The following is a 24,732-nucleotide window of genomic DNA, read 5'->3' on the forward strand; positions in this document are numbered from 1 at the left end:
AGATTGGGTGGGTGGGATTGCTGGCTATTTTTTAGGGGTTGGGGTTGGATTTACCAGCCACGTTGGCGCCACTGTTCAAGATTGGGGCGTTCTGTGCCAACGGTGGTTGATGCGCCGTGCCCGGGGTGCACTACGGCGTCGTCGCTGAAGGAGTTGAATACGGCGTCGATCACCCCGTTGAGCAGGCTGGTGAAGTCGTCGGGGTTGTCGGTTTTTCCGACGCCGCCGGGGAAGATGTTGTCGCCGACGAAAATGTGGGCGGCGGAGTCTCCGGCGAGGTGGGTGGATACGATGGCGCCACCGGGGGTGTGCCCGCTGACGATACGGACACCAAGGCTGTGGTGGCCGAAGGTGATGGTGTCGCCGTCGGAGAGGATCTCATCGTGTTGTCCGGGGATTCCCGCAGCATCCGGGCCGGGGACGTAGTGGGTGGCGCCGGTTTTGTGCAGGATTTCTTCGGTGGCTCGGATGTGATCGAAGTGTTGGTGGGTGGTGAGCAGGTCCGTGATGGTGGCGTGGTTGTCGGCGGCCAGCTGTAGCAAGGCTGGGGCGTCGTCTGCTGCGTCGATGAGTAGGGCCGGGTGAGTGCCGTTGGGCAGGGTGCGGTCGTGATCGACGAGGAGGTAGCAGTTGTTGTCGTAGTCCGACACGCTGATCTGGTCCAGGTGGAGGCCACCGGCCGTGGGCTGGGTGTCGGGGGTGTGGTTGTGCTCTGCTGGAGTAGAACTCATAGGTCATATCTTAAAGGGCGCTGTGCCTGGTATGTTCGATAAAGTTCGAAAAATTTTTCGCCAATGGAAAGGCAGCTGACAAGCTTCATGGCTGAGCGTCTCATCGTCCGCGGTGCGCGGGAGCACAACCTCAAGGGTGTGGATATTGATCTGCCTCGCGACAAAATGATCGTGTTCACCGGTTTGTCCGGTTCGGGAAAGTCTTCATTGGCTTTTGACACGATTTTCGCTGAGGGGCAACGCCGTTATGTGGAATCCTTGTCCTCCTATGCGCGTCAGTTCTTGGGCCAGATGGATAAGCCCGATGTGGACTTCATTGAGGGGCTGTCGCCCGCGGTGTCGATTGATCAGAAGTCGACGAACCGTAATCCGCGTTCCACGGTGGGCACCATCACCGAGGTGTATGACTATTTGCGTTTGTTGTACGCGCGGGCGGGTACGGCGCACTGCCCGAAGTGTGATGCGGCGATTTCTCGGCAAACCCCGCAGCAGATTGTCGATCAGGTGCTGGAGATGGAACAGGGCCTGAAGTTTCAGGTGCTGGCTCCAGTGGTGCGTACCCGCAAGGGTGAGTTTGTGGAGCTGTTTTCCGATCTGGCGGCGCAGGGCTATTCCCGCGTGCGGGTCGATGGGGAGGTGCATCAGCTGTCGAACCCCCCGAAGCTGGAAAAGCAGATTAAGCACGACATTGAGGTGGTCATCGATCGCCTGCAGGTGAAGGATTCTGCCCGGCAGCGTTTGACTGACAGTGTGGAGACGGCGCTGGAGTTGGCCGATGGGGTGGTGGTGCTCGATTTTGTGACCTTGGATGAGGGGGATCCGAATCGGTTTAGGCGTTTCAGTGAGAAGATGGCGTGCCCCAATGGGCATGCGTTGGGCGTGGATGAGTTGGAGCCGCGGTCGTTTTCTTTCAACTCGCCCTATGGTGCGTGCCCGACGTGTGATGGTTTGGGCACGGCGCTGGAGATCGATTTGGATTTGGTCATCCCTGATGAGGACGCGCCGGTTCTCAGCGCGATCCAGCCGTGGTCGACGGGTTTTAACATCAAGTATTTCCAGAAGATGCTGACGGCGTTGGCGGAAGTGCTGGGCTTTGATGAGACGGCCCCGCTGAGTTCGTTGAGTGCTGAGCACCGTAAAGCTGTGTTGTATGGCAGCCCGGAGAAGGTGACGGTTCGTTATAAGAATCGTTATGGCCGGGTCCGGACGTGGACTGCTCCTTATGAGGGCGTGGTGCCCTATTTGCGCCGCAAGCTTGATCAGTCGGAGTCGGATTCTCAAAAAGAGCGACTGCTGGGTTACATGCGTGAGGTGCCGTGTCCGGCCTGTGAGGGCACGCGTTTGAAGCCGGAGATTTTGTCGGTGCGCATGGGGTCGACGACGCATGGTGAGTTGTCGATTGCTGGTGTGACGGCGTTGTCGGTGGCGGACGCGAGTGATTTTCTGGGCTCGTTGACTTTGGGCCCGCGGGAGGAGATCATCGCGGGCGCGGTGCTGAAGGAGATTCAGGCGCGGCTGAAGTTTTTGCTGGATGTCGGTTTGGATTATTTGTCGTTGAATCGTGCTGCGGGCACGTTGTCTGGTGGTGAGGCGCAGCGTATTCGCTTGGCAACCCAGATTGGTTCGGGTTTGGCTGGCGTGTTGTACGTGCTGGATGAGCCGTCGATTGGTTTGCACCAGCGGGATAATCAGCGACTGATCACCACGCTGGAGCACTTGCGCGATATCGGTAATACGTTGATCGTGGTGGAACACGATGAGGACACGATTACGACTGCCGACTGGTTGGTTGATATTGGCCCGAAGGCGGGTGAGTTTGGTGGCGAGGTCGTTTACCAGGGTGCCCCGGAGGGGATTAGGGATTGTGAGGAGTCGCTGACTGGGGCGTATTTGTCGGGGCGTAAGTCTTTGGCGGTTCCGGCGACGCGGCGCGCGATCGACCCTGATCGTCAGTTGACGATTGTGGGTGCCCGGGAGAATAACTTGCGGGATGTCACCGTGGATATTCCTTTGGGTGTGTTGGCGTGCATTACCGGTGTTTCTGGTTCCGGTAAGTCCACGTTGATTAACCACATTTTGGCGAAGGTGTTGGCTAACACCTTGAATAAGGCCCGCCAGGTTCCGGGTAAGGCGACTCGTGTCGATGGCATGGAGCACCTGGATAAGTTGGTGCAGGTTGACCAGTCCCCGATTGGACGTACTCCGCGTTCGAACCCGGCGACGTATACGGGTGTGTTCGACAAGATTCGCAACTTGTTTGCGGAGACGACGGAGGCGAAGGTTCGGGGCTATAAGCCGGGTCGTTTCTCCTTCAATGTCAAGGGTGGTCGTTGCGAGGCATGTTCTGGTGACGGCACGTTGAAGATTGAGATGAACTTCTTGCCGGATGTGTACGTGCCGTGTGAGGTGTGTCAGGGCGCGCGTTATAACCGGGAGACGCTGGAGGTCAAGTACAAGGGCAAGTCCATCGCTGAGGTGTTGGACATGCCGATTTCTGAGGCTGCAGAGTTTTTTGCCCCGATTACCTCGATTCACCGCTACTTGGACACCCTGGTCGATGTTGGTTTGGGCTATGTCCGTTTGGGGCAGTCCGCAACGACGTTGTCTGGTGGTGAGGCGCAGCGTGTGAAGCTGGCTGCGGAGTTGCAGAAGCGCTCGAATGGCCGAACCGTGTACATCCTTGATGAGCCGACCACGGGTCTGCATTTTGAGGATATTCGGAAGTTGATGTTGGTCATTCAGGGGCTGGTTGATAAGGGCAATTCGGTGATCATCATCGAACACAACCTCGACGTCATCAAGGCTGCCGACTGGATTATTGACATGGGCCCGGAGGGTGGCGCCGGCGGCGGCACGGTGGTGGCGACCGGCACCCCGGAGCAGGTGGCTGGGGTTTCCCAGTCGCATACGGGCCGGTTCTTGGCGGAGATGGTCGATGTGGCGCATCCGCCGCAGCAGGTGCCGAATCCGGCTGCTGCGCTAGCGCAGCCCGCGAGCAAGTCGGCGAAGAAGGCCACTAAAAAGACCGCCAAGAAGGCCGTGAAGAAGGCCACTGCGAAGAAAGCCACTGTGAAAAAGGCTGCGAAGTCGGCGCGGTAGCCCAGGGTGATCGCTTGCCTCTGGCTTCTGCTGTGTGCTTTCGCCTGCTGTGAGGCGCCCGTGGTTGCGGGCGTCTGGCAGGGGGTTGGTGGTGGGGTCCGGTGGGGTGTGCTTAGCGGCGGGCGAGGGGGTGGTGGGACGCCGAACCTTTCCCCGGTGCTTGGCGGGTTGTGGTGCTAGGGTGAGTGCGGTAAAAATTAGGCGCCGGGCGCGACAGTTTTCTTCCTAGTTGCTGCGCGTCGGGGTCGTTGATGTGTGAAAGGGAGGGCGGTTGCCCCATGGCTAAAGCGCTCTATGCGGTCCCGGATCGAGGCAATCGGGTTCGTAATACGCTTTTTGTTGTGGTGACCTGCCTGATTGTGCTGTCGGCGGCGTTTTATGGGGCGGGGTTAGTGTTGAACGACACCAGCCGCATTGACCCCGCAGCAGAGCCTTCGGCGGCATTGTTGCCGCCGGATGATCTGACGAATCATGTCGACATTAAGGCCTACCCGCCGCGTGATGGGCACAAGTGTGACCCGGTGTTTTCTGGCGATGTTCCGGAAATGTTTGTGGTGGGTTCCGGCAGCTGCGGTTTTGCGGAAGATGTTGCCGGGCAGCTTTTGCCGCAGCTGCGGGAGGCGCTGACCTTGGGTGTCAAGGAGCAGCCTGCCGGGGGATTGAGCGAGCAGGCGACGACGACCAGTGTGGATCCCGATCCCGCAGCGCCGGATCCGGTGTCGACGGGCACGGGCAGTAAAGCAGCTCGGGTGGCGTATGTGCATCGTGGGATCCAGGTCAAGCAGCGCATCTACGATCACGATCGGGCGCGTTTGTTGACGGTGACGTGCAGTTTGCTGAAGCCGACTGAAGGCAAGGATTCGCCGGCAGTGTGTACTGCGGCGGTTGGTTTTGGAATGGTGTATCAGCACGTAGGCGCCTAAAATACAGGTGCTGCTTTTGATGGGGGAGTGCGGGGTGCACCTCGTGGCGGCTGCCGCGTGTGGAGCTAGGTGGCCGTGTCGGTTTGTGTATCTGCTCGGCATCGTGTTATGGTTTCAGGCACTACCGCCCGCCGAGGCGTCATCAGCTATGTGTGGTTGATGTTCTTTCTCGCGGGCCGCAAGTGGAGGTCCCTCCCACCAGAAGCCACCCAAAGTTATTTGGGTCGGATCATGGTTTTTCGCGGTAGAACTTCACAGCTTTGGCTGTGGCCAAGGTGAAGTTCTCCGAGTTTTAAACAAGGATCTCCCGTTCGCAACCATTGTGGACGGGTTTTTCTCGTGAGTTGGGCCCATATCCGGTGTGAAACCGGTGAGGGTCTTTCCTTATGTTTTCGGGACATTTCCTCCCACGCGGTAAAAGGGTATGTACGTTATCCACTGCTACTTGAGGAGTACACATCAGCGCTGAAGCTCGCATTAATGAGCGCATCCGAGTCCCCGAGGTCCGCCTAGTCGGCCCCGGTGGTGAACAGGTTGGCATCGTCCGTATTGAGGATGCCCGAAAGCTTGCCTACGATGCCGATCTCGACCTGGTTGAGGTTGCACCGAACGCTAAGCCGCCGGTTTGCAAGATCATGGACTACGGCAAGTTCAAGTACGAGGCCGCGCAGAAGGCGCGTGAGTCTCGGAAGAACCAGCAGCAGACTGTGGTCAAGGAGCAGAAGCTTCGTCCGAAGATCGATGATCACGATTACGAGACGAAGAAGGGTAACGTGATCCGGTTCCTGGAGAAGGGCTCCAAGGTCAAGGTCACCATCATGTTCCGTGGTCGCGAGCAGTCTCGCCCCGAACTTGGTTACCGCCTCCTGGACCGCCTTGCTGAAGACGTTGCTGAGTACGGCACCGTTGAGACCAAGGCAAAGCAGGACGGCCGCAACATGACCATGGTCATCGGCCCGCTGCGCAAGGCCAAGAAGTAAAACTCTTACACGTTTGAACCCAAAGGACGACGAAGAAAAATGAAGCAGAAGACCCACAAGGGCACCGCTAAGCGCGTGAAGGTCACCGGCTCCGGCAAGCTGCGTCGCGAGATGGCGAACCGCCGCCACCTCCTCGAGGGCAAGCCCTCCACCCGCACCCGCCGCCTGAAGGGCACCACTGACGTCGACAAGGCTGACACCAAGCGCGTCAAGCGTCTCCTGGGCAAGGCGTAATTCACGCTTTCCCCCCATCACCCTTCAAACCCCGAAAACAACTTTTAAGGAAGTATCACCGTGGCACGTGTCAAGCGGTCCGTCAACGCCAAGAAGAAGCGTCGCGAAATCCTGAAGTCCGCCAAGGGCTACCGTGGCCAGCGCTCTCGCCTTTACCGTAAGGCCAAGGAGCAGTGGCTGCACTCCATGACCTACTCTTACCGGGACCGTCGCGCCCGTAAGGGTGAGTTCCGTAAGCTGTGGATCCAGCGCATCAACGCTGCTGCTCGTATGAACGGCATCACCTACAACCGCCTGATCCAGGGTCTGCGTCTGGCTGAGATCGAGGTCGACCGCAAGGTTCTCGCCGATCTCGCCGTGAACGACTTCGCTGCTTTCACCGCAATCTGCGAAGCTGCCAAGGCTGCTCTGCCTGAGGACGTTAACGCTCCCAAGGCTGCCTAATACAGCTCACCTCGGCTCAAAGACTCTTGTCTTTTAAGCTTTCCCACCGCCCCCGTGGCTGCCATGTTGCAGCACGGGGGCGGTGGTTTTTTCTCCTGTGGCAGGGCGGTTTCAAACCGTCGTTGAAACGGCAGGCTGTGGTGAGCATCCTGTGTTTTTGCACAGCAATACCACCAGTTTTTTCGCGGTGTGCGGCAATGCTGTAGGTGGCAGACACTGTGGGGCAGGGGTGGGGGTTGTAGACTGTGCAAAAGCACGGTCACCTTTGTGCGCTGTGAGTGCCTCACCCTGGCCGTGAGGCTGTGGTTGCATAAGCGCGCTTGTGGCCGCTACCCAACAGCACCGGCTGCCGGCAGGCACAGTGCGTGTTTGGTATGTGTGCTGTGAATGTCTTTTGGTTTTGTTCGGAGGAAAGCTGTTATGACGACACCACACGATCCCCACAACGGTTCGGGCGGTGCGGGGTACGAGCCCTACCGCCCCACATTTGGTGGGCAGCAGCCCTGGCGCCCCGAGCATCTTATAGGGGATGACTCCACCCCGGCGGGGCAGGACAAGGCCCCAGAACCAGGCTTTGCGCCGCCCCCACCACCGGTTGCGGGTATGCCTGATTTTAGCCAGCAGCCCCCACAAGGCTTCGCGGGTCAGCCCCTCAATAGCCAACAGACCGGCCCCGCAGCAGGTTTTGCTGGTCCTGGTATCCCGAATCCGGTGCCTGCCACCGTCAACCCTTATCAGGTTGGGGTTAACCAGAGCGGGTTCGCCGGCCGGATGCCGCAGGAACGTAAATCGAAACTCATTGCTGTGTTGTTGGCGTTTTTCCTGGGTAGTTTTGGTGTGCACGATTTCTACGCCGGATACACCATGCGCGGGCTGATCAAGCTGGGCCTGACGACGCTGAGCATTTTGACCTTCGGCGTCTTGGGCATCTTATTTGGGCCGGTGCTGACGGTGTGGATCATCGTTGACATCATCATGATCCTCATCGGCGGTGGCTGGTACTCCACCGACTCCAAGGGCAACCCCTTCCAATAAACCTCTCAGGCCCGGTGGGGTACAGCTGCATCCAGCTGTGGCCTGGTTGGCTGAGGCTGTGGGGTCGGGGTGGCGGTGTAGATTGGGTAGCTATGGATCTGGATTTCGAGTTCGCCTTCACGGAACGCACCCCCCGCATCGTTAACGCCGCCAAGCTGCTGCGCAGCCAGGGGCGCAAGAAGGCCGACCTATTTTTGGCCGAAGGCCCCAACAGCGTCGACGCTGCCATTGCCACCGGTGCCGCCCGGGAGGTTTTCGTCACCCAGGCCGGTGCGCAACGCTTCGCGGATCTCATCACAGCCGCGCAACACCTATCGGTGCGGGTCGATCCCATCACCGACCGGGCAGCAAAATCCATGTCGGATACGGTCACCCCGCCCGGAATTTTTGCCCTGTGCACGCCGGTGATGTGGCCGGCTAAGGAAGTTCTGGGCCGCCGTCCCCGCCTGGTCGCAGTGCCGGTGGAGACCGCGGAACCCGGTAACGCCGGCACCCTAATTCGAGTCGCCGACGCGGTGGGTGCCGATGCGGTGCTGTTCGCCGGCACCACCGTCGATCCGCAAAGCCCCAAAGCCGTGCGCTCTAGTGCGGGCAGCCTTTTTCACGTGCCGGTCGCGCGTGAAACCAACCTGCAGGCCGCCATGGACCGCCTCCAGGCTAAAGGGCTCAACATCCTTGCGACCTGTGCCGATGGGGAAGTATCCCTTGATGAGGCCGACGAAATTTTGGCGCAACCCACCGCATGGCTGTTCGGTAACGAGGCTCACGGCCTGCCGGATGAGCTGCTAGCCAAGGCCACCCACCGGGTGCGCATCCCCATTCGGGGTCGCGCAGAATCCCTCAACCTGGCCACCGCAGCCAGCATCTGCCTGTATGAGTCGGCCAAACAGTTGGCGCGGGCAGCAGAACGCTAAAAATTTTCTTTCGCTCAGGCGGTGTGTGAAGTTTTCACGCACCGCCTCCTTTGTATGCCAGGGGAGAAGGGGCAGCAGTGCCCACATTCGGGGGTAAAAAGTGAAAGGTAAGAAAACGTTAAGAATTTGAGCGTTGTTCACTTGTCTGACAAGTGGGGTTGTCCCGATCGTGCTTTGTCCACATCGTGAGACGGTGAGCTTTGGAGTGTATGCGCTGCGGTGATGGGCATTTTTGTTCCGAAAAGTGCCCCCCAACTGCCGTAATGCGCCACACTTATGTGTTTTTAAGGTCGTGTGGACAAGGGCCTGCGTTTCGTCGGGATGTGAGAAATAGTGAGATTCCTCCTACATGAAACTCATTGCGGGCACCCAGTGGGCGGTTTATTTTTGGAAATCGAAAGGAGACCGCATGCGAATCCCACTGGAACACGGCGACTACGCCGCCACCATTAACACCTTTGGAGCAGCCCTCCAGGCGCTGACCTATCGGGGGCACGCACTCGTCGAAACCTTCGAGCACACACCCCCACCGCTGAGCGCAGGAATGGTGCTCGCGCCGTGGCCCAACCGACTCGCGGACGGAACCTTCACCTACGGTGACGCCGAATACCACGTGCCCATCACCGAACCGGAACGCAACAATGCCCTCCACGGCATGGTCGACCGGGACTGGGACATCGTCAACACCAGTGCGAACACCGTGGAACTCACCCTCACCCTGGACGAGCGGTGGCCTTTTGACACCACCATCACCGCCCACTACAGCCTCGACGAGCGGGGGCTGAAAGCCACCTACACCACCGACAGCACCGGCCCCAGCGCGCTGGGAGTACACACCTACCTGCGCGCCCCGGCAGCCGCCGTCGACGACTGCACCCTGCATTTAAGCGCCGACAGCCACCTCGAGCTGTCCCATGACCGACTCCTACCCACCGGCGCCAGCACCCCCGCACCACCCGCACCCTGGGTGCTGCGCGGAATGCAACTCGACGACTGCTTCCACATCACCGAACCCGTCGTCACCCTCAACGGCCCACACGGCGCAGTACAACTGACCACCACCATGGGCTGGCTACAGATCTACACCGCCGCCGACTACCCCCACACCGGGCGCGCCCTCGCCGTAGAACCCATGAGCGCGCCACCCAACGCCCTCAACACTGGCGTTGACCTCGCAGGCCCCGGCCGGCACACCTACACGCTCACCCTGAGCGCCCACAACCTCTCACTTCCAACCCACACAGAAAACCGCTAATCCCATGACACACTTAAGGCTCGACGCCAGCTGGGTGGACTACGCCCTGGTCGCCATCTACTTCATCTTCGTACTCGGAATCGGCTGGGCCGCAAAATCCCGTGTTTCCAGCTCCATCGACTTCTTCCTCTCCGGCAGGGGACTGCCCGCCTGGGTCACCGGCCTGGCCTTTATCTCCGCCAACCTCGGAGCCGTCGAAATCATCGGCATGTCCGCCAATGGCGTGCAATACGGCTTCCAAACCATGCACTACTTCTGGATCGGCGCCATCCCCGCCATGGTGTTCCTCGGCATCGTCATGATGCCCTTCTACTACGGCTCCAAAGTGCGCAGTGTTCCCGAATTCATGCGCCGCCGCTACGGCAAAGGCGCCCACCTCGTCAACGCCATCTCCTTCGCCCTAGCCCAGCTGCTCATTGCCGGCGTCAACCTGCTCCTGCTCGCCAAAATCGTCAACGCACTGCTCGGCTGGCCACTATGGGTCACCCTGGTCATCGCCGCCGCCATCGTGCTGTCCTACATCACCCTCGGCGGCCTGTCCGCCGCCATCTACAACGAAGTCCTCCAATTCTTCGTCATCGTCGCAGCCCTGCTCCCGCTGACCCTGATCGGCATGCACCGGGTCGGCTGGTGGTCCGGACTCAAAGACGCCGTCGCCACCGAATCCCACTTCCACACCTGGCCCGGCACCGACATCTCCGGCTTCTCCAACCCCGTCTGGTCCGTCGTTGGCATCGTCTTCGGCCTCGGCTTCGTCCTCTCCTTCGGCTACTGGACCACCAACTTCGTCGAAGTCCAGCGCGCCATGGCCTCCGAATCGCTCTCGGCAGCCCGCCGCACCCCCATCATCGGCGCCTTCCCCAAGATGTTCATCCCCTTCCTGGTGGTGCTCCCCGGCATGGTCGCCAGCGTCCTCGTCGCCGAGTTGATGGGGGAGAACCCCACCAGCCAACCCAACGACGCCGTACTGCTGCTCATGCGCGACCTGCTACCCAACGGCCTGCTCGGCGTCGCCATCGCCGGCCTGCTGGCCTCCTTCATGGCCGGCATGGCCGCCAACATCTCGGCCTTCAACACCGTGATGAGCTACGACATCTGGCAAACCTACGTCGTCAAAGACCGCGACGACGACTACTACCTCAAATTCGGCCGCCTCATGACCGCCGCCGCCACCATCATCGCCATGTTCACCGCGCTGATCGCCCAGAACTTCGGCAACGTGATGGACTACCTCCAAACCCTGTTCGGCTTCTTCAACGCGCCCCTGTTCGCCACCTTCATCCTCGGCATGTTCGTCAAGCGCATCACCCCCACCGCAGGCTGGACCGGCCTGGTCGCCGGCACCCTCTCCGCCGTGGCCTACTGGTACGTCTCCAACTTCACCGACGCCACCGCCAGCATCTTCAACCTGCCCGGCCAAGGCACCGCCTTCGTCGCCGCCTCCATCGCCTTTGCCGCCGACATCATCGTCTCCCTGATCGTCTCCGCGATGACCACCCCCAAACCCGACGAAGAACTCGTCGGCTTCGTCAAGTCCGTCACCCCCAAGGCGCAACTCGTCGACGCCACCGAGGCCACCATGCCGTGGTACATGCGCACCGTGCCGCTCGGCACCCTCGCCATGATCCTCGTCATCGCCCTCAACGTCATCTTCGCCTAACCCCGCCCCAGCAGCACATCTCGCAAAGGACCACACCCCATGGCAACCCCACACACCCAACCCCAGGCATCCCGCCACAAGGCCGGCGCCTTCGACATCCGCAACGTCATCGGCGCACTCCTCGGCATCTACGGAATCGTCCTCATCATCTGCTCCTTCGTCATGGACTCCGGCTCCCCCATGAAAAACGACGCCGACAACCTCTACGCCGGAGCCGGCATGCTCGCCGTCGCCGTCATCTTCATGCTGTGGGCCAAACTGCGCCCCATCATCGTTGAAGAATAAGTCCCACCGCAGCACCCAACGCCCCCGCGTGTGCCCGCCCCAAAAACCACGCGGCACACCCGGGGGCGTCATCGCTTTCAAGCACCCAAGGACCACCCCACCATGACAAACCGCATCACCGTCCACCCAACCCACCTCGCTGACGGCCGCGAAATCATCTACTTCGACGACACCGACGGCCACGATCGGGCCTCCTACCCCGACACCCGGAAACTGCCCGAAGCCACCACCGTGTCGACCATGCGCCGCGACCCCCTCACCGGAGCATGGGTCGCCTACGCCGCCCACCGCATGAACCGCACCTTCATGCCCGCAGCAGCAGACAACCCACTGGCACCCACCACCGACCCCGAACACCCCTCCGAAATCCCCGCCCCCGACTACGACGTCGTCGTCTTCGAAAACCGCTTCCCCTCCTTCAGCACCCACCTCGACGGCGACCCGCACGCCACCTGGCACGTCGGCGAGCAACCGCTCTACGTTGAAAAACCCGCATACGCCCGCTGCGAAGTCGTCTGCTTCACCAGCGACGTCAACCAATCCTTCCGGGACCTCAGCGTCACTCGCATCCGCACCGTCATCGAAGCCTGGACCCACCGCACCGCAGCTTTATCTGCCATCGAGGGAGTCAAACAAGTCACCCCCTTCGAAAACCGCGGCGAAGAAATCGGTGTCACCCTGCAACACCCCCACGGGCAGATCTACTCCTACCCCTTCCTGCCGCCCCGCACCGAGCAACTTCTCGCACAAGCCCGGGCGCACCGCCAAAAAACCGGTGGGCACCTCTTCGACGACATCATCGCCGCCGAAAAAGCCGACGGCCGCCGCGTCATCGCCGAAACCGACGACTTCATCATCTTCGTCCCCGGCGGGGCGCGCTGGCCGATGGAAGTCATCCTCGCCCCCAAACGCAACGTCGCAGACTTCACCGAACTCAGCGACGCCGAAAAAGACGCACTAGCGCCCCTGCTGAAAAAGCTGTACACGGCCGTCGACCGCTTCTTCGACGGTGTGGACAAAACCCCTTACATCGCCGGCTGGAATCAGGCGCCCATCGGCGAGCCCGACCGTGATCTGTGCCGCCTACACCTACAACTGTTTTCCCTCATGCGTTCACCCGGCCGAATGAAATTCCTCGCCGGCAGTGAATCCGCCATGGGGGTGTGGATCAGTGATACCACCCCAGAACGCATCGCCACCCGCTTTAAGGAGATCTGGCAATGACCATCGCAACCCACCGCGACGACACCCAACTCGCCGCCGACGCGACCGCCCTGTTCACCCACACCTTCGGCACCACCCCCACCGGGGTGTGGGCCGCCCCAGGGCGGGTGAACCTCATCGGCGAACACGTCGACTACGCCGACGGCGTCTCCATCCCCTTCGCCCTCGGACAATCCACCGCCGCCGCCTGCGCGCCCCGCACGGACGGGCTGCTACGCATTGTCTCCCAGGCCGATGACACTCTCCGGCTCGACATCCCACTCGCCGAAGTCGGCCCCAACAACCCCGCCAACTGGGCCGGCTATATCGCCGGATCCATCTGGGCGGGACTCGACAGCGGGGCCATCCCCACCTGCGAAGGCATGGATATCGCCCTGGTCAGTGACGTGCCGGTCGGCTCCGGACTTTCCTCCTCAGCCGCCCTGGAATGCAGCGTCGCTGTCGCCGCCTACGAGCTTGCCACCGGCACCAGCCCCGATGACACTGCCCGCGCAGCCCTCGTCGACGCCTGCATCCGCGCAGAAAACGAAGTAGTGGGCGCCTCAACCGGGGGGCTCGACCAACGGGCCAGCCTGTTTGGGCAACCCGGACACGCCCTCGCCATCGACTTCGCTGCCAACACCTTCACCCTCGTGCCCTGCGACATGGACGCCGCAGGCCTGGTGCTGCTCATCGCCGACACCAATGCGCCCCACAGCCTCGCCGACGGCCAATACGCCTCCCGCCGAGGCGTCATCGACGCCGTCGCCCACGACCTCGGCAGCCTGCGCACCCTCCCCAACGGTGCTGAGGCCGCCCGCACCTGGGCCCAAGGCGAACACAACACCGCCGGCATCGAACCGGAGGTGGCCGCCCGTCGCGTGAAGCACGTGCAAGAAGAAACCACCCGCACAATCGAAGCCGCACATGCTCTGGAACGCGCCGACTTCGACACCTTCCGGCGCCTGATGGCCGATAGCCACATCTCGCTGCGCGACCATTTCGAAGTCGTCACCGAGGAACTCGAATCGGCATTCCAAGCCGCCGGGGCCCACGGCGCCCGCATGACCGGCGGTGGATTCGGCGGCAGCGTCATCGCACTGGTGCCCAAAGACCAGGTCGAATCCACCATGGCTGCTATTGCCGCGGCAGCTAAAAAAGGCGGGTACCCCGAACCGACCTTCATGCTCGCCACCCCCAGCGCCGGCGCCCGCCGGATCGCCTAGGCACCGTCGACGCCGACAAAAACACCCGCCCCGCACCTCAAGGGCGCAGCCACCAGTTCATCCAGTGCTTAAAGGCTGCGCCCTTCAAAGAGGTACTCCCCGTGATGAAAAACATGGGGGTAAAAGGGGTAGGTGTGACTGGCACCATTAAAGCGGGGTATCATTGCCAGGTTAGACCACCAAAAGCCAACCGAAGGACTTCACACCCGTGTCAGAAGAACTCCTTACCCAAGAGCAGCTCGACGCCGCCGCACACGCGGCAGAGCACGCTTTTGCCTCCGCCGATAACCTGGACGAACTGACATTTGCGCGGCGTGAGCACCTCGGTGACGACGCCCCCATCCCGATGGCCCGCCGCAGCCTCGGCAGCCTGCCGAAAGAGCAGCGCAAGGATGCCGGACGTCTGGTCAACATGGCTCGCGGACGGGTCGAGAAGGCCTTCGCGGAGGCCAAGACCCGCCTGGAAGAAAAGCGCAACGCGGAAGTGCTCGTCGCCGAAGCTGTTGACGTGACCGTGCCGACCACCCGCCACCAGCTCGGCGCGCTACACCCCATCACTCAGCTGTCTGAGTCGATCGCCGACATCTTCGTCGGCATGGGTTGGGAAATCGCAGACGGCCCCGAGGTGGAAGCCGAGTACTTCAACTTCGACTCTTTGAACTTCCTGCCGGATCACCCGGCCCGCACCCTGCAGGACACCTTCCACATCGCTCCGGAAGGCTCCAAGCAGGTGCTGCGCACCCACACCTCCCCGGTGCAGATGCGCACCATGCTCTCCCGTGATGTTCCGATCTACATCGCCTGCCCCGGCCGCGTGTTCCGCACCGATGAACTCGATGCGACCCACACCCCGGTGTTCCACCAGATTGAGGGGCTGGCCGTCGACAAGGGCCTGACCATGGCGCACCTGCGTGGCACCCTCGACCACCTGGCGAAAACCCTGTTCGGCCCCGACACCCACACCCGCATGCGCGCCAACTATTTCCCCTTCACTGAGCCCTCCGCCGAGGTCGATGTGTGGTTCCCCAACAAAAAGGGTGGCGCCGGTTGGATCGAATGGGGCGGATGCGGCATGGTCAACCCGAATGTGTTGACCGCCGCCGGCATCGACCCCGAGGAATACACCGGTTTTGCTTTCGGCATGGGCCTGGAACGCACGCTGCAGTTCCGCAATGGCCTGTCCGACATGCGTGACATGGTCGAAGGCGATGTGCGCTTCACCTTGCCTTTCGGCGTGCACTCCTAGAACTACCCAGCATTTCGCTTCACTACACACCCCATAACAGGAGAGTTAATCCATTATGTTGATCGCAAAGAGCTGGGTCGAACGTCTCGTTGGCCAGGCCCAGGACGGTTTCACCGCCACAGATGAGGACATGGACAAGGGTTTTGTCCGCGTCGGTTTCGAAACCGAAGGCTATGAGCCTATTGCGCAAACCACCGGCCCGTTGGTTATTGGTCGCGTCGAAAAAATCGAGGAGCTGACGGGTTTTAAAAAGCCGATCCGTCACTGCCAGGTCAATGTTGGTGATGCCAATGGCACCGGGGAGTTGCAGTCCATCGTGTGTGGCGCCCGCAATTTCCGCGAGGGTTCTACCGTGGTGGTGTCCCTCCCGGGCGCGGTTCTTCCCGGCGATTTCGCCATTTCTGCCCGCGAAACCTATGGCCGAATGAGTGCCGGCATGATCTGTTCCGCAGCTGAGCTGGGTTTGGCTAGCGCCCAAAACAAGGGGATCATCACCCTGGATCCCGCGGTGGGCGCCCCCGGCGACGATGCCCGCCCGGTGTTGGGTTTGGAAGACACCGTCTTCGATGTCAATGTCACCCCGGATCGCGGCTACGCATTGTCAGCTCGTGGTTTGTCCCGCGAGATTGCCTCGGCTTTCGAAACCGGTTTCGTTGACATCGCGGAAGATCCTTTCACCACCGTCCCGGAAATCAAGGCTTTGGGCCTGACTCGTCCGGATGTTTCCGGCGCGGAGGTGCTGAGCGTCACCGTTGAGCAGGACACCAAGTGTGATCGTTTCGGTGTGTGCCTGGTCGAAGGGATTGATCCCTCGGCCGAGTCTCCGTTCTGGTTGCAGCGGGAGCTGATGCTGTGTGGCCAGCGACCGGTCAATGCGGCCACCGACGTCACGAATTATGTGATGATGCTGTTGGGGCAGCCGATGCACGCTTTCGATGCGGACAAGCTGACCGGTGGTCTGACGGTGCGTCGTGCGGCAGAAGGGGAGAAGCTGCTGACCTTGGATGAGGTCGAGCGCGCTTTGCACGCCGAGGACGTGGTGATCTGCGATGAGGCTGGGGTGCAGTCGCTGGCTGGCGTGATGGGTGGCACCACTAGCGAGATCTCCGATGAGACGGTCAACGTCTTCTTCGAGGCCGCACACTGGGATCCGATTACGGTGGCCCGCACCTCGCGCCGGCACAAGCTGTCTTCCGAGGCGTCTCGGCGTTTCGAGCGCGGCGTGGATCCGGCTTTGGTGGAGGTGGCTCTCGACTTGGCTGCCGCTTTGCTGGTCGCTATCGCCGGTGGCTCCGTCAACCCGGGCCGCACCCTGGTTGGTGAGGTACGGGATATGCCGGTCGTGGAGATGAAGATTTCCCGCCCGAGCGACATTGCCGGTGTGCAGTATTCCGAGCAGACGGTGCTGGATCGCCTGGCTGAGGTAGGCTGCGCGGTCGAGCGTGATGGGGAGACCTTGCGTGTGGTGCCGCCGACCTGGCGTCCGGATATCACCATGTCTGCGGACTTGGTGGAGGAGGTTCTCCGTTTGGAGGGCCTGGAGGATATTCCCTCGATCGTGCCGACGGCTCCTGCCGGCCGAGGCTTGACTGCGGCGCAATTGCGTCGCCGTGCGATCGGCCACGCGTTGGCGTACACCGGTTTCGCGGAGATTTTGCCGACCCCGTTCACCTCCAATGACGTGTTTGACGTGTGGGGCCTGGATGCTGATGATGAGCGCCGCCGAACCGTGAAGGTGCTCAACCCGCTGGATGCGGACTACGCCCAGCTGGGTTCGACCCTGTTGCCGTCGATGCTGGAGGCATTGAAGCGCAATGTGGCCCGCGGTACGACGTCGGTGGCGTTGTTCGGTCTGGAGCAGGTCAGCATTGCTCAAGGTGAGGGCCGTTCGCCGATGCTGAATGTGGCACAGCGTCCAGATGCTGCTGAGCTGGAAGACTTGCTGAACTCCCTGCCGCAGCAGCCGTTGCACGTTGCAACCGTGGCGTGTGGTCTGGACGAGTTCGATGGCCCGTGGGGTAAGGGCCGTCCCTTTACCTACGCCGATGCTATCGAGTCTGCTCGGGTGGTGGCGCGCGCTGCCGATGTGGAGCTGGATGTGGTGGCTGGTGCCCAGCTGCCCTGGCACCCGGGTCGCTGCGCCGAGTTGCGTGTTGGTGATGTCGTGGTCGGCTATGCCGGCGAGTTGCACCCGCAGGTGCTTGAGCGTGCTGGCCTGCCGGAGCGGACCTGTGCGATGGAGCTGAATGTGTCGGCGTTGCCCTTTGCGCCGTCGGCGCCTGCTCCGGTGTTGTCGGCGTTCCCGGCGTTGTTGCAGGATGTTGCCCTGATCGTTGACAAGTCTGTCAGCGCTGAAGAGGTTCGTCGTGTGGTGGAAGAGGCTGCCGGTGAGCTGGTGGAAAACGTCGCGCTGTTCGACGTGTACACCTCGGAGGCACTGGGTGAGGATAAGAAGTCCTTGGCCTATGCGTTGACGTTCCGTGCTCCGGATCGGACGCTGACCGACGATGAGTGCTCGGCGGCACGTTTGGCGGCCGTCGAGGCAGCGGAGAAGGCCTTTGGCGCGCAGTTGCGTGGCTAGTTTCCGCTGATGGGGGTGCGCCCTGCGTGGTTTTTGCGAAACTGCGCAGGGCGCTATCTTCTTTGTAGGGGCTGGGGGATTGTGAGTGTGGGGTGCGGGGGTAAAAAACCTGGTGCATAATTTGCAATGGCTTGTATAAATGCTAGGATGGCTGCATGACTACAATCGCCGTTGCAGGTGCCACCGGATACGCTGGCACGGAAATTCTGCGCCTCATCCTCGGGCACCCCGCCTACCAGTCCGGGCAGCTCAGCATCCACGCGCTAACCGGATCCTCCAGCGTCGGCGACCGTCTCGGGCAGCACGCACCCCACCTGGTGCCACTGGCGGACCGGGAAATCCTGGCCACCACCGCCGAAAATCTGCAGGGCGCAGATGTGGTGTTCCTAGCTTTGCCCCACGGACACTCGGGTCCCCTTGCCGAAGCGCTCGGCCCAGACACTCTCGTCATCGACTGTGCCGCGGATTTCCGTTTGCGCAGCGCCAGCGAGTGGGAGCACTACTACGGTTCCAAGCACGCCGGCACCTGGCCCTACGGGCTGCCGGAAATCCCCGGGGCACGTCAGCAATTAGCCACCACGCGGCGTGTCGCAGTGCCCGGCTGTTTTCCCACCGGCGCCACCCTGGCGCTGCTGCCCGCAGCTCATAGCGGGCTGATTAGCGGCCGCGTCACGGTCACCTCCTTTACCGGCGTATCCGGCGCCGGTAAAAAAGCCGCGGTGCAATTTCTCGGGGCTGAGACCATGGGTGACGCTGTCGCCTACAACGTCGCCGGGCGACACCGGCACACCCCGGAGATTACCCAGAACCTGCAAGGGGTCCACCCCGATGGGCAAGAGTTCGCCATCACCTTCACCCCGGTGCTGGCACCAATGGCGCGAGGCATTCTCACCACAGCCCAAGCCGCACTGCCCGCTGGCACCACGGCCGAGATGGTGCAGGCCACCTACGAGCAGTTCTACGCCGACGAGCCCTTCGTGCACGTCCTGCCCGCCGGCATTCAACCCCACGTAAAAAATGTGGTGGGCACCAACATGTGCCACCTGGCAGTCGCGGTCGATGAGCGCACCAGCACCCTGGTGGTTACCTCCGCCATCGACAACCTCACCAAGGGAACAGCCGGTGGCGCGGTGCAATCAATGAACATCGCGCTGGGATGGGAGGAAACCGCAGGTCTTCCCACCATCGCCGCCGCCCCCTAACACACTCGCTTTCACACCTTCACCTTCTTTAGGAGTCATCCCCATGGCAGTCACCGGCCCCACCGCAGTACCAGGCTTTTCAGCCGCAGCCACCACCGCAGGGATTAAACCCTCCGGCAAGCCGGATATGGCGCTGGTCGTCAACAACGGCCCCGAATTCGCTGCCGCAGCAGTGTTCACCCGCAACCGGGTGTTCGCAGCGCCCGTTGCAGTCTCTCGCACCGCTGTGGCCGACGGTCAACTTAAAGCGGTGCTGTACAACTCCGGCAACGCCAACGCCTGCAACGGCGTGCCCGGGGTAGAAGACGCGACCGCCAGCGTGGAGCACGCAGCGCGAAACCTAGGAATGGACGTTTCGGATGTGGCGGTGTGCTCCACTGGTCTGATTGGTGAGCGCCTGCCCATGGACAAGGTGCACGCCGGCATTGATGCGCTCAGCGGCGCGGTAAGCGACGATGTCGATGCGGGAATCGCCGCCGCGGAGGCCATCTTGACGACGGACACCTACAAAAAGACCACCCTGGTCCAAGCAGACGGCTTTGCCGTCGGCGGAATGGGTAAGGGCGTGGGCATGATGGCTCCGTCGTTGGCGACGATGTTGGTGTGCCTGACCACCGATGCCAAGGCCACCCCGGAAGCCCTCCACGCGGCGCTCAATGCCGCCAGCGATGTCACCTTCAACACTCTCGATATTGATGGCTCAACCTCGACGAACGACACCGTCATCATCATGGCTAATGGCGCCAGCGGAGTTACTCCCAGCCAGGAGGAGCTCAACGCGGCGGTGCTGCAGGCCTGCGCGGAGCTCGCGGATCTCATGCAGGCCGACGCCGAAGGCGTCACCAAGCGCGTTACGGTGACCGTGACCGGTACTTCCACCAACGAACAAGCCGTAGCCGCCGCGCGGACCGTGGCCCGCGACAACCTGTTTAAGTGCGCGATGTTCGGGTCCGATCCGAACTGGGGGCGCGTGCTAGCGGCCGTCGGCATGGCTGATGCTGACATGGACGCCGACAACATTTCCGTGGCCTTTAATGGGCACACCGTGTGCGAGCGCACCACTGGCACCCCACACGCCCGCGAAGTCGACCTGTCGGGCCCCGACATCGACGTCACCATCGACCTGGGCACCGGGGGAGAAGGTACCGGTTTCGTGCGCACCACCGACCTGTCCCACTCTTACGTGGAAATCAACTCGGCGTACTCCACCTAAAGCACCACCCAGAGCGCCGCTGCATTCCATCACAACAAACCAAGAGACACCATGGACGATCTGCTGAAAAAACTCTCTCCCGAAACCAAGGCCAATGTCTTGGCTGAGGCGCTGCCCTGGCTGCAGCACTTCCGCGACAAAATCGTGGTCGTCAAATACGGCGGTAACGCCATGGTCGACGACGAACTAAAAGCCGCCTTCGCTGCCGACATGGTGTTTTTGCGCACCGTCGGGGCGAAACCCGTGGTGGTGCACGGTGGTGGCCCCCAAATTTCCTCCATGCTGTCTCGGGTGGGTCTGGAAGGCGAATTCCTCGGTGGCTTCCGCGTCACCACCCCCGAGGTGATGGAAATCGTGCGCATGGTCCTGTTCGGCCAGGTCAACCGCGAACTGGTGGGATTGATCAACAGCCACGGCCCCTACGCCATCGGAACCAGCGGCGAGGACGCCGGCCTGTTCACCGCCACCAAACGCCTGGTAGAGGTCGAAGGGGAACTCACCGATATCGGGTTGGTGGGCGATATCGCCCACGTCGATGCCACGGCACTGATGGACCTGATCGATGCGGGCCGAATCCCGGTGGTCTCCACCATCGCGCCCGATGAGGACGGCCAGGTGTACAACATCAACGCCGACACCGCCGCCGGGGCCTTGGCCGCCGCAATCGGTGCGGAACGACTACTGATTTTGACCAACGTCGAAGGCCTCTACACGGACTGGCCGAACACCGACTCTCTGGTCTCAAAGATCAGCCCCAAGGACCTCGCCACAATCCTGCCCAGTTTGGATGCCGGCATGATCCCCAAGATGGAATCCTGCCTGTCCGCCGTCAATCAGGGGGTGCGCGCAGCGCACGTCATCGATGGGCGCACTGCCCACTGCGTGCTGCTCGAGCTGCTCACCGAAGGCGGTATCGGAACCATGGTGGTCGAACCGGGTGGCGATCAAGTCATGGCCGCCCCGGAATTCCGCTCCCACCACTAAGCCCGCAATCCCCACCCGCGGAGTTTTTCAACGCAAGGACACCCAACACACGATGCACACCACTACCGAAAACCCCACCCTGTTGACCCGGTGGGATGCCGTCATGATGAACAACTACGGCACCCCGGCTTTGGGCATTGTTCACGGACACGGCTGCTACCTCACCGACGAGCAGGGGAAAAACTACCTCGACATGTTGTCGGGTATCGCCGTCAGCAGCCTGGGATACGGACACCCGGCCCTGGTGAAAGCGGTGAGCGATCAGGCGGAAAGCTTTGCCCACGTATCCAACCTCTTTGCCCACGAGCCGGGTATTGCGGTCGCCGAGAAACTCGCCCAACGATTCGCGCCCGGCCGCGACGATGTGCGGGTTATGTTCTGCAATTCCGGGGCCGAAGCTAACGAGGCGGCTTTCAAACTGGCCCGTCTGACCGGACGGGGACGGATCCTCGCGGCGGAAAACGGATTCCATGGTCGCACGATGGGTTCTCTGGCGATGACCGGGCAACCCGGCAAACGCGAACCTTTCGCGCCGCTTCCCGGCGGGGTGGAGTTTTACCCCTACGGCGATACAAAAGCCTTAACCGAACTGGTGGAGCAGGATCCCGACAACGTTGCCGCCATCATTCTGGAACCCATTCAAGGAGAAACGGGCGTGATTCCGGCGCCGGAGGGCTTCTTGTCGGAAGTTCGCTCCCTGTGCGATCGGGTGGGCGCCCTGATGATCGTCGATGAGGTGCAAACCGGGGTGGGTCGTACGGGCGACTTTTATGCCCACGCGCACGGTGACGGGGTGCTGCCCGACGTGGTGACCATGGCCAAAGGACTCGGCGCGGGCCTACCGATTGGGGCCGTTGTGGCCTGCGGTCGCGCCGCCAGCCTGTTCACCCCGGGCAGCCACGGCACTACCTTTGGTGGAAATCCGATCGCTACCGCAGCGGCCGCGGTGGTGCTCGACATCGTCGACGATGACTTCATTGCCGCCGTCGCCGATAAAGGCGCGCATTTAACAAAATTGATCACCGATATTGAGGGCGTGGATCATGTGCGCGGCCGGGGCTTGATGCTCGGCGTGGTGCTCAAGGAGCCGATCGCGAAAGATGTGGTCGCTCGTGGGCTGCGCAACGGCATTATTCTCAACGCTCCCGCCGAGAACGTGATCCGCTTGACGCCGCCCCTGGTGATCAGCGCAGCCGAGCTTGAGCTGGCTGCCGAAAAATTGGCCACCGCAATCGCAGAAGCCCACTCCGAAAGCCCTGCCACCTAGGCAGTACCAACAAGCACCCAACGATTTTCTCTTTTTCCCACACCACGAAGGATCACGCAATGAGTATCAGGCATTTTTTGGCCGACGACGATCTGACCCCCCAAGAGCAGGCCGACGTGCTCGCGTTGGCTGCTGCACTCAAGCAGCAGCCTTTGGCCCGCCGGCCTTTGGAAGGCGGCAAATCTGTCGCCGTCCTGTTCGATAAGACCTCCACCCGCACCCGTTTTAGCTTCGATGCTGCTATCGCCCAGATGGGCGGTAATGCCATCGTTGCTGATACCGGAAAAACCCAGATGGGCAAGGGAGAAACCTATCAAGATACCGGCGCGGTTTTGTCCCGTTTCGTGGAAATGATTGTGTGGCGCACCTACGCCCACGACAATCTCGTTCAGATGGCGCAGACCGCCACGGTGCCGATCGTGAACTCCTTGAGCGATGATTTGCACCCCTGCCAGATTTTGGCGGACCTGCAGACCTGCATTGAAAACCTCTGCCCCGAGCAAGGGCCTGTCGGTTTGAAGGGGAAGAAGGCGGTTTACCTCGGCGACGGCGACAATAATATGGCGAATTCCTACATGATTGGTTTCGCCACCGCCGGCATGGATATCACGATCTGTGCTCCCGAGGGATTCCAGCCGAAGCAGAAGTTTGTGGATCGCGCGCGGGCTCGCGCTCAGGAAACCGGCGCCACGGTCACTGTGACAGACGATGTTGCTGCGGTGGCGGGGGCCGACGTTGTCATCACTGATACGTGGGTGTCGATGGGAATGGAAAACGACGGCGTGGATCGCCGCACCCCCTTCCTGCCGTATCAGGTCACCGCAGAGATCATGCGCAGCGCCGGACCGGATGCGATTTTCTTGCACTGCCTGCCCGCCTATCGGGGCAGTGAGGTCACCGCAGAGGTTATCGACGGGCCGCAATCTCGCGTCTTTGACGAGGCGGAAAATCGCCTGCACGCACAAAAGGCTTTGATGGTTTGGCTTTTGGAGCAGCAACAGTGAACGCGCCGCATACCCGTGCCGCCCGGCACGCCATGATTTTGCAGGTTCTCGACCACCATGACGTCACCAGTCAGGGCCAGCTGGCCCAGCTGTTGGCGACGATGGGGTGTGCCACTACCCAGGCCACCTTGTCGCGTGATTTGGACGAGCTGGGTGTCGTGAAGGTGCGCAACCCCCACGGCAAGTCGACCTATACCGCCCCCGGCAGTGATGGCCCCCTTACGGAAAATCTCGATGGCCCTCGCGACAAGCTGGTGCGGGTGTTGGAAGATATTTTGGTGAGCGTGGATTATTCCGGCAACATGGCGGTTTTGCGCACACCCGCCGGTGCCGCGCAATACCTAGCGAGCTTTATTGATCGGGCTCAACTTGATGAAGTGGTGGGGTGTATCGCCGGCGATGACACCATTTTTGTTCTGGCGCGTGAGCCGATGAGTGGGCAGCAGCTAGCTGATCGCTTTATGGCGCGTTTCCAATAAGTCGCGCAGCCAAAAGGGGTTGGTTCATTCTCAGTGAGGATGAACCAACCCCTGTGCTCTAGTGATGCCCGGTGTGGGCGGTTGGGCTGAGTGGGAAGCTGTTAAGAGGACAGTCCTGAGGAAGAACCGGCCCCTTGGAAGTTTCCGAGTCCGGCGGGGATGTCTTTACAGATGCGGGCGGAATTGTCCCAATCCAGGTAGTACTTGTAGTACACGTTCGACAGCTCATTGATGTACCAGGTCGAGTGGTAGGGCTTCCCGGCTGCCTTGTCCTTGTTTCGGCGCTGAGTTTCCTTGGCGATGATGTTCTTTTTTCGATCCTGCGCTGCGCGCTTGGATTCTGCCGGATTGGTGTAGCCGCGCTGTAGAAGCACCGGGCAGGAGGCGTTTCCTAGTTCCTTGTAGAGGCGCGCCTCAATGCCATAGAGCTTGTCTTGTTCTGCGACTTTAGACAGCTGTGCGGCGTGTGCGTCGCCGGCGAAGCCCACGGACACACACGCTGCGGCGAGTGCGGCTGCGATGGTTTTCTTGCTCCATGCGGTCATGGGTTTTGCTCCGATCTGCACCTTTTATGTAGGCGCTGAGATTGTTTTTGGTGGTGCACCGGTGGAGAAAGCAGGGATCTTTTGCGACCTGCGCTGCGGGTAGCTGCGGGGGTGCTTTCTCGACTGCTTTTCACGTTAGGTGGTGGGGGCGGTGTTGGGCAGGGGCTTCGGCAAGAAAAGCGCCTTTCGGGTGTATCTTTAAGCGCGGAAATGCTCTGAACA

The 24,732-nt window shown here is 61.4% G+C and carries 22 protein-coding genes; 20 read left to right on the plus strand and 2 right to left on the minus strand.

Annotated elements, in window-relative coordinates; translation table 11 throughout:
• Positions 1 to 50: 50 nt before the first annotated feature.
• Positions 51 to 731 carry an MBL fold metallo-hydrolase gene (locus tag CAQU_RS05665; RefSeq protein WP_075725984.1) on the minus strand — a complete coding sequence of 227 codons (681 nt, stop codon included), beginning with the start codon at positions 729 to 731 and terminating at the stop codon, positions 51 to 53.
• 87 nt (positions 732 to 818) lie between these two features.
• Here CAQU_RS05665 and uvrA point away from each other — a divergent pair, with 87 nt between their 5' ends.
• The 20 genes from uvrA (at position 819) to CAQU_RS05765 (ending at position 23,965) form a co-directional block, all read left to right on the plus strand.
• Positions 819 to 3,830, plus strand: a complete 3,012-nt coding sequence (gene uvrA / locus CAQU_RS05670; RefSeq protein WP_084563178.1) for an excinuclease ABC subunit UvrA — start codon at positions 819 to 821, stop codon at positions 3,828 to 3,830.
• A 278-nt stretch (positions 3,831 to 4,108) separates the two neighbouring features.
• Positions 4,109 to 4,753: a hypothetical protein gene (locus tag CAQU_RS05675; RefSeq protein ID WP_075725986.1), complete on the plus strand. Its 645-nt coding sequence runs from the start codon at positions 4,109 to 4,111 to the stop codon at positions 4,751 to 4,753.
• A gap of 458 nt (positions 4,754 to 5,211) precedes the next feature.
• A complete protein-coding gene (gene infC / locus CAQU_RS05680) occupies positions 5,212 to 5,733 on the plus strand; it encodes a translation initiation factor IF-3 (protein ID WP_157108924.1) in 522 nt (173 codons plus the stop codon).
• A gap of 39 nt (positions 5,734 to 5,772) precedes the next feature.
• Positions 5,773 to 5,967, plus strand: coding sequence for a 50S ribosomal protein L35 (rpmI, locus tag CAQU_RS05685; protein ID WP_075725990.1), 195 nt, complete (start codon positions 5,773 to 5,775; stop codon positions 5,965 to 5,967).
• A gap of 60 nt (positions 5,968 to 6,027) precedes the next feature.
• Positions 6,028 to 6,411 (plus strand): 50S ribosomal protein L20, encoded by a 384-nt coding sequence (gene rplT, locus CAQU_RS05690; protein ID WP_075725992.1) that lies wholly within the window; start codon positions 6,028 to 6,030, stop codon positions 6,409 to 6,411.
• 420 nt (positions 6,412 to 6,831) lie between these two features.
• Positions 6,832 to 7,446, plus strand: coding sequence for a TM2 domain-containing protein (locus CAQU_RS12415; protein WP_211276138.1), 615 nt, complete (start codon positions 6,832 to 6,834; stop codon positions 7,444 to 7,446).
• A gap of 92 nt (positions 7,447 to 7,538) precedes the next feature.
• Positions 7,539 to 8,360, plus strand: a complete 822-nt coding sequence (locus tag CAQU_RS05700; protein WP_075725994.1) for a TrmH family RNA methyltransferase — start codon at positions 7,539 to 7,541, stop codon at positions 8,358 to 8,360.
• A 409-nt stretch (positions 8,361 to 8,769) separates the two neighbouring features.
• Entirely contained in the window at positions 8,770 to 9,615 is an 846-nt protein-coding gene (locus tag CAQU_RS05705; protein ID WP_075725996.1) for an aldose epimerase family protein, read from the plus strand.
• Between the two features lie 4 nt (positions 9,616 to 9,619).
• Positions 9,620 to 11,275 (plus strand): sodium:solute symporter family protein, encoded by a 1,656-nt coding sequence (locus tag CAQU_RS05710; RefSeq protein ID WP_075725998.1) that lies wholly within the window; start codon positions 9,620 to 9,622, stop codon positions 11,273 to 11,275.
• Between the two features lie 39 nt (positions 11,276 to 11,314).
• Positions 11,315 to 11,560 (plus strand): hypothetical protein, encoded by a 246-nt coding sequence (locus CAQU_RS05715; protein ID WP_075726000.1) that lies wholly within the window; start codon positions 11,315 to 11,317, stop codon positions 11,558 to 11,560.
• 114 nt (positions 11,561 to 11,674) lie between these two features.
• On the plus strand, positions 11,675 to 12,784 hold the full coding sequence (gene galT / locus CAQU_RS05720; RefSeq protein WP_211276153.1) for a galactose-1-phosphate uridylyltransferase: 1,110 nt from the start codon (positions 11,675 to 11,677) through the stop codon (positions 12,782 to 12,784).
• Complete coding sequence (gene galK, locus CAQU_RS05725; protein WP_075726004.1) at positions 12,781 to 13,989, plus strand: galactokinase; 1,209 nt, start codon at positions 12,781 to 12,783, stop codon at positions 13,987 to 13,989. The genes galT and galK overlap by 4 nt, the downstream gene beginning before the upstream one ends.
• Before the next feature lie 208 nt (positions 13,990 to 14,197).
• Positions 14,198 to 15,235 carry a phenylalanine--tRNA ligase subunit alpha gene (gene pheS / locus CAQU_RS05730; protein WP_075726006.1) on the plus strand — a complete coding sequence of 346 codons (1,038 nt, stop codon included), beginning with the start codon at positions 14,198 to 14,200 and terminating at the stop codon, positions 15,233 to 15,235.
• 55 nt (positions 15,236 to 15,290) lie between these two features.
• On the plus strand, positions 15,291 to 17,816 hold the full coding sequence (gene pheT, locus CAQU_RS05735) for a phenylalanine--tRNA ligase subunit beta (RefSeq protein ID WP_075726008.1): 2,526 nt from the start codon (positions 15,291 to 15,293) through the stop codon (positions 17,814 to 17,816).
• A gap of 155 nt (positions 17,817 to 17,971) precedes the next feature.
• Positions 17,972 to 19,018, plus strand: coding sequence for an N-acetyl-gamma-glutamyl-phosphate reductase (gene argC / locus CAQU_RS05740; RefSeq protein ID WP_075726010.1), 1,047 nt, complete (start codon positions 17,972 to 17,974; stop codon positions 19,016 to 19,018).
• A gap of 43 nt (positions 19,019 to 19,061) precedes the next feature.
• Positions 19,062 to 20,231: a bifunctional glutamate N-acetyltransferase/amino-acid acetyltransferase ArgJ gene (argJ, locus tag CAQU_RS05745; protein ID WP_075726012.1), complete on the plus strand. Its 1,170-nt coding sequence runs from the start codon at positions 19,062 to 19,064 to the stop codon at positions 20,229 to 20,231.
• 51 nt (positions 20,232 to 20,282) lie between these two features.
• Positions 20,283 to 21,215: an acetylglutamate kinase gene (argB, locus tag CAQU_RS05750; RefSeq protein WP_075726014.1), complete on the plus strand. Its 933-nt coding sequence runs from the start codon at positions 20,283 to 20,285 to the stop codon at positions 21,213 to 21,215.
• Positions 21,216 to 21,267: 52 nt separating this feature from the next.
• Complete coding sequence (locus tag CAQU_RS05755; RefSeq protein ID WP_075726016.1) at positions 21,268 to 22,482, plus strand: acetylornithine transaminase; 1,215 nt, start codon at positions 21,268 to 21,270, stop codon at positions 22,480 to 22,482.
• A gap of 59 nt (positions 22,483 to 22,541) precedes the next feature.
• Positions 22,542 to 23,486, plus strand: coding sequence for an ornithine carbamoyltransferase (argF, locus tag CAQU_RS05760; RefSeq protein ID WP_075726018.1), 945 nt, complete (start codon positions 22,542 to 22,544; stop codon positions 23,484 to 23,486).
• Positions 23,483 to 23,965, plus strand: coding sequence for an arginine repressor (locus tag CAQU_RS05765; protein WP_075726020.1), 483 nt, complete (start codon positions 23,483 to 23,485; stop codon positions 23,963 to 23,965). The genes argF and CAQU_RS05765 overlap by 4 nt, the downstream gene beginning before the upstream one ends.
• 101 nt (positions 23,966 to 24,066) lie before the next feature.
• Here CAQU_RS05765 and CAQU_RS05770 read toward each other — a convergent pair whose 3' ends face one another.
• Positions 24,067 to 24,510 carry a hypothetical protein gene (locus CAQU_RS05770; RefSeq protein ID WP_075726022.1) on the minus strand — a complete coding sequence of 148 codons (444 nt, stop codon included), beginning with the start codon at positions 24,508 to 24,510 and terminating at the stop codon, positions 24,067 to 24,069.
• Positions 24,511 to 24,732: the final 222 nt, after the last annotated feature.

It is taken from the genome of Corynebacterium aquilae DSM 44791 (genome assembly GCF_001941445.1).
GTDB classification, from domain to species: Bacteria; Actinomycetota; Actinomycetes; order Mycobacteriales; family Mycobacteriaceae; genus Corynebacterium; species Corynebacterium aquilae.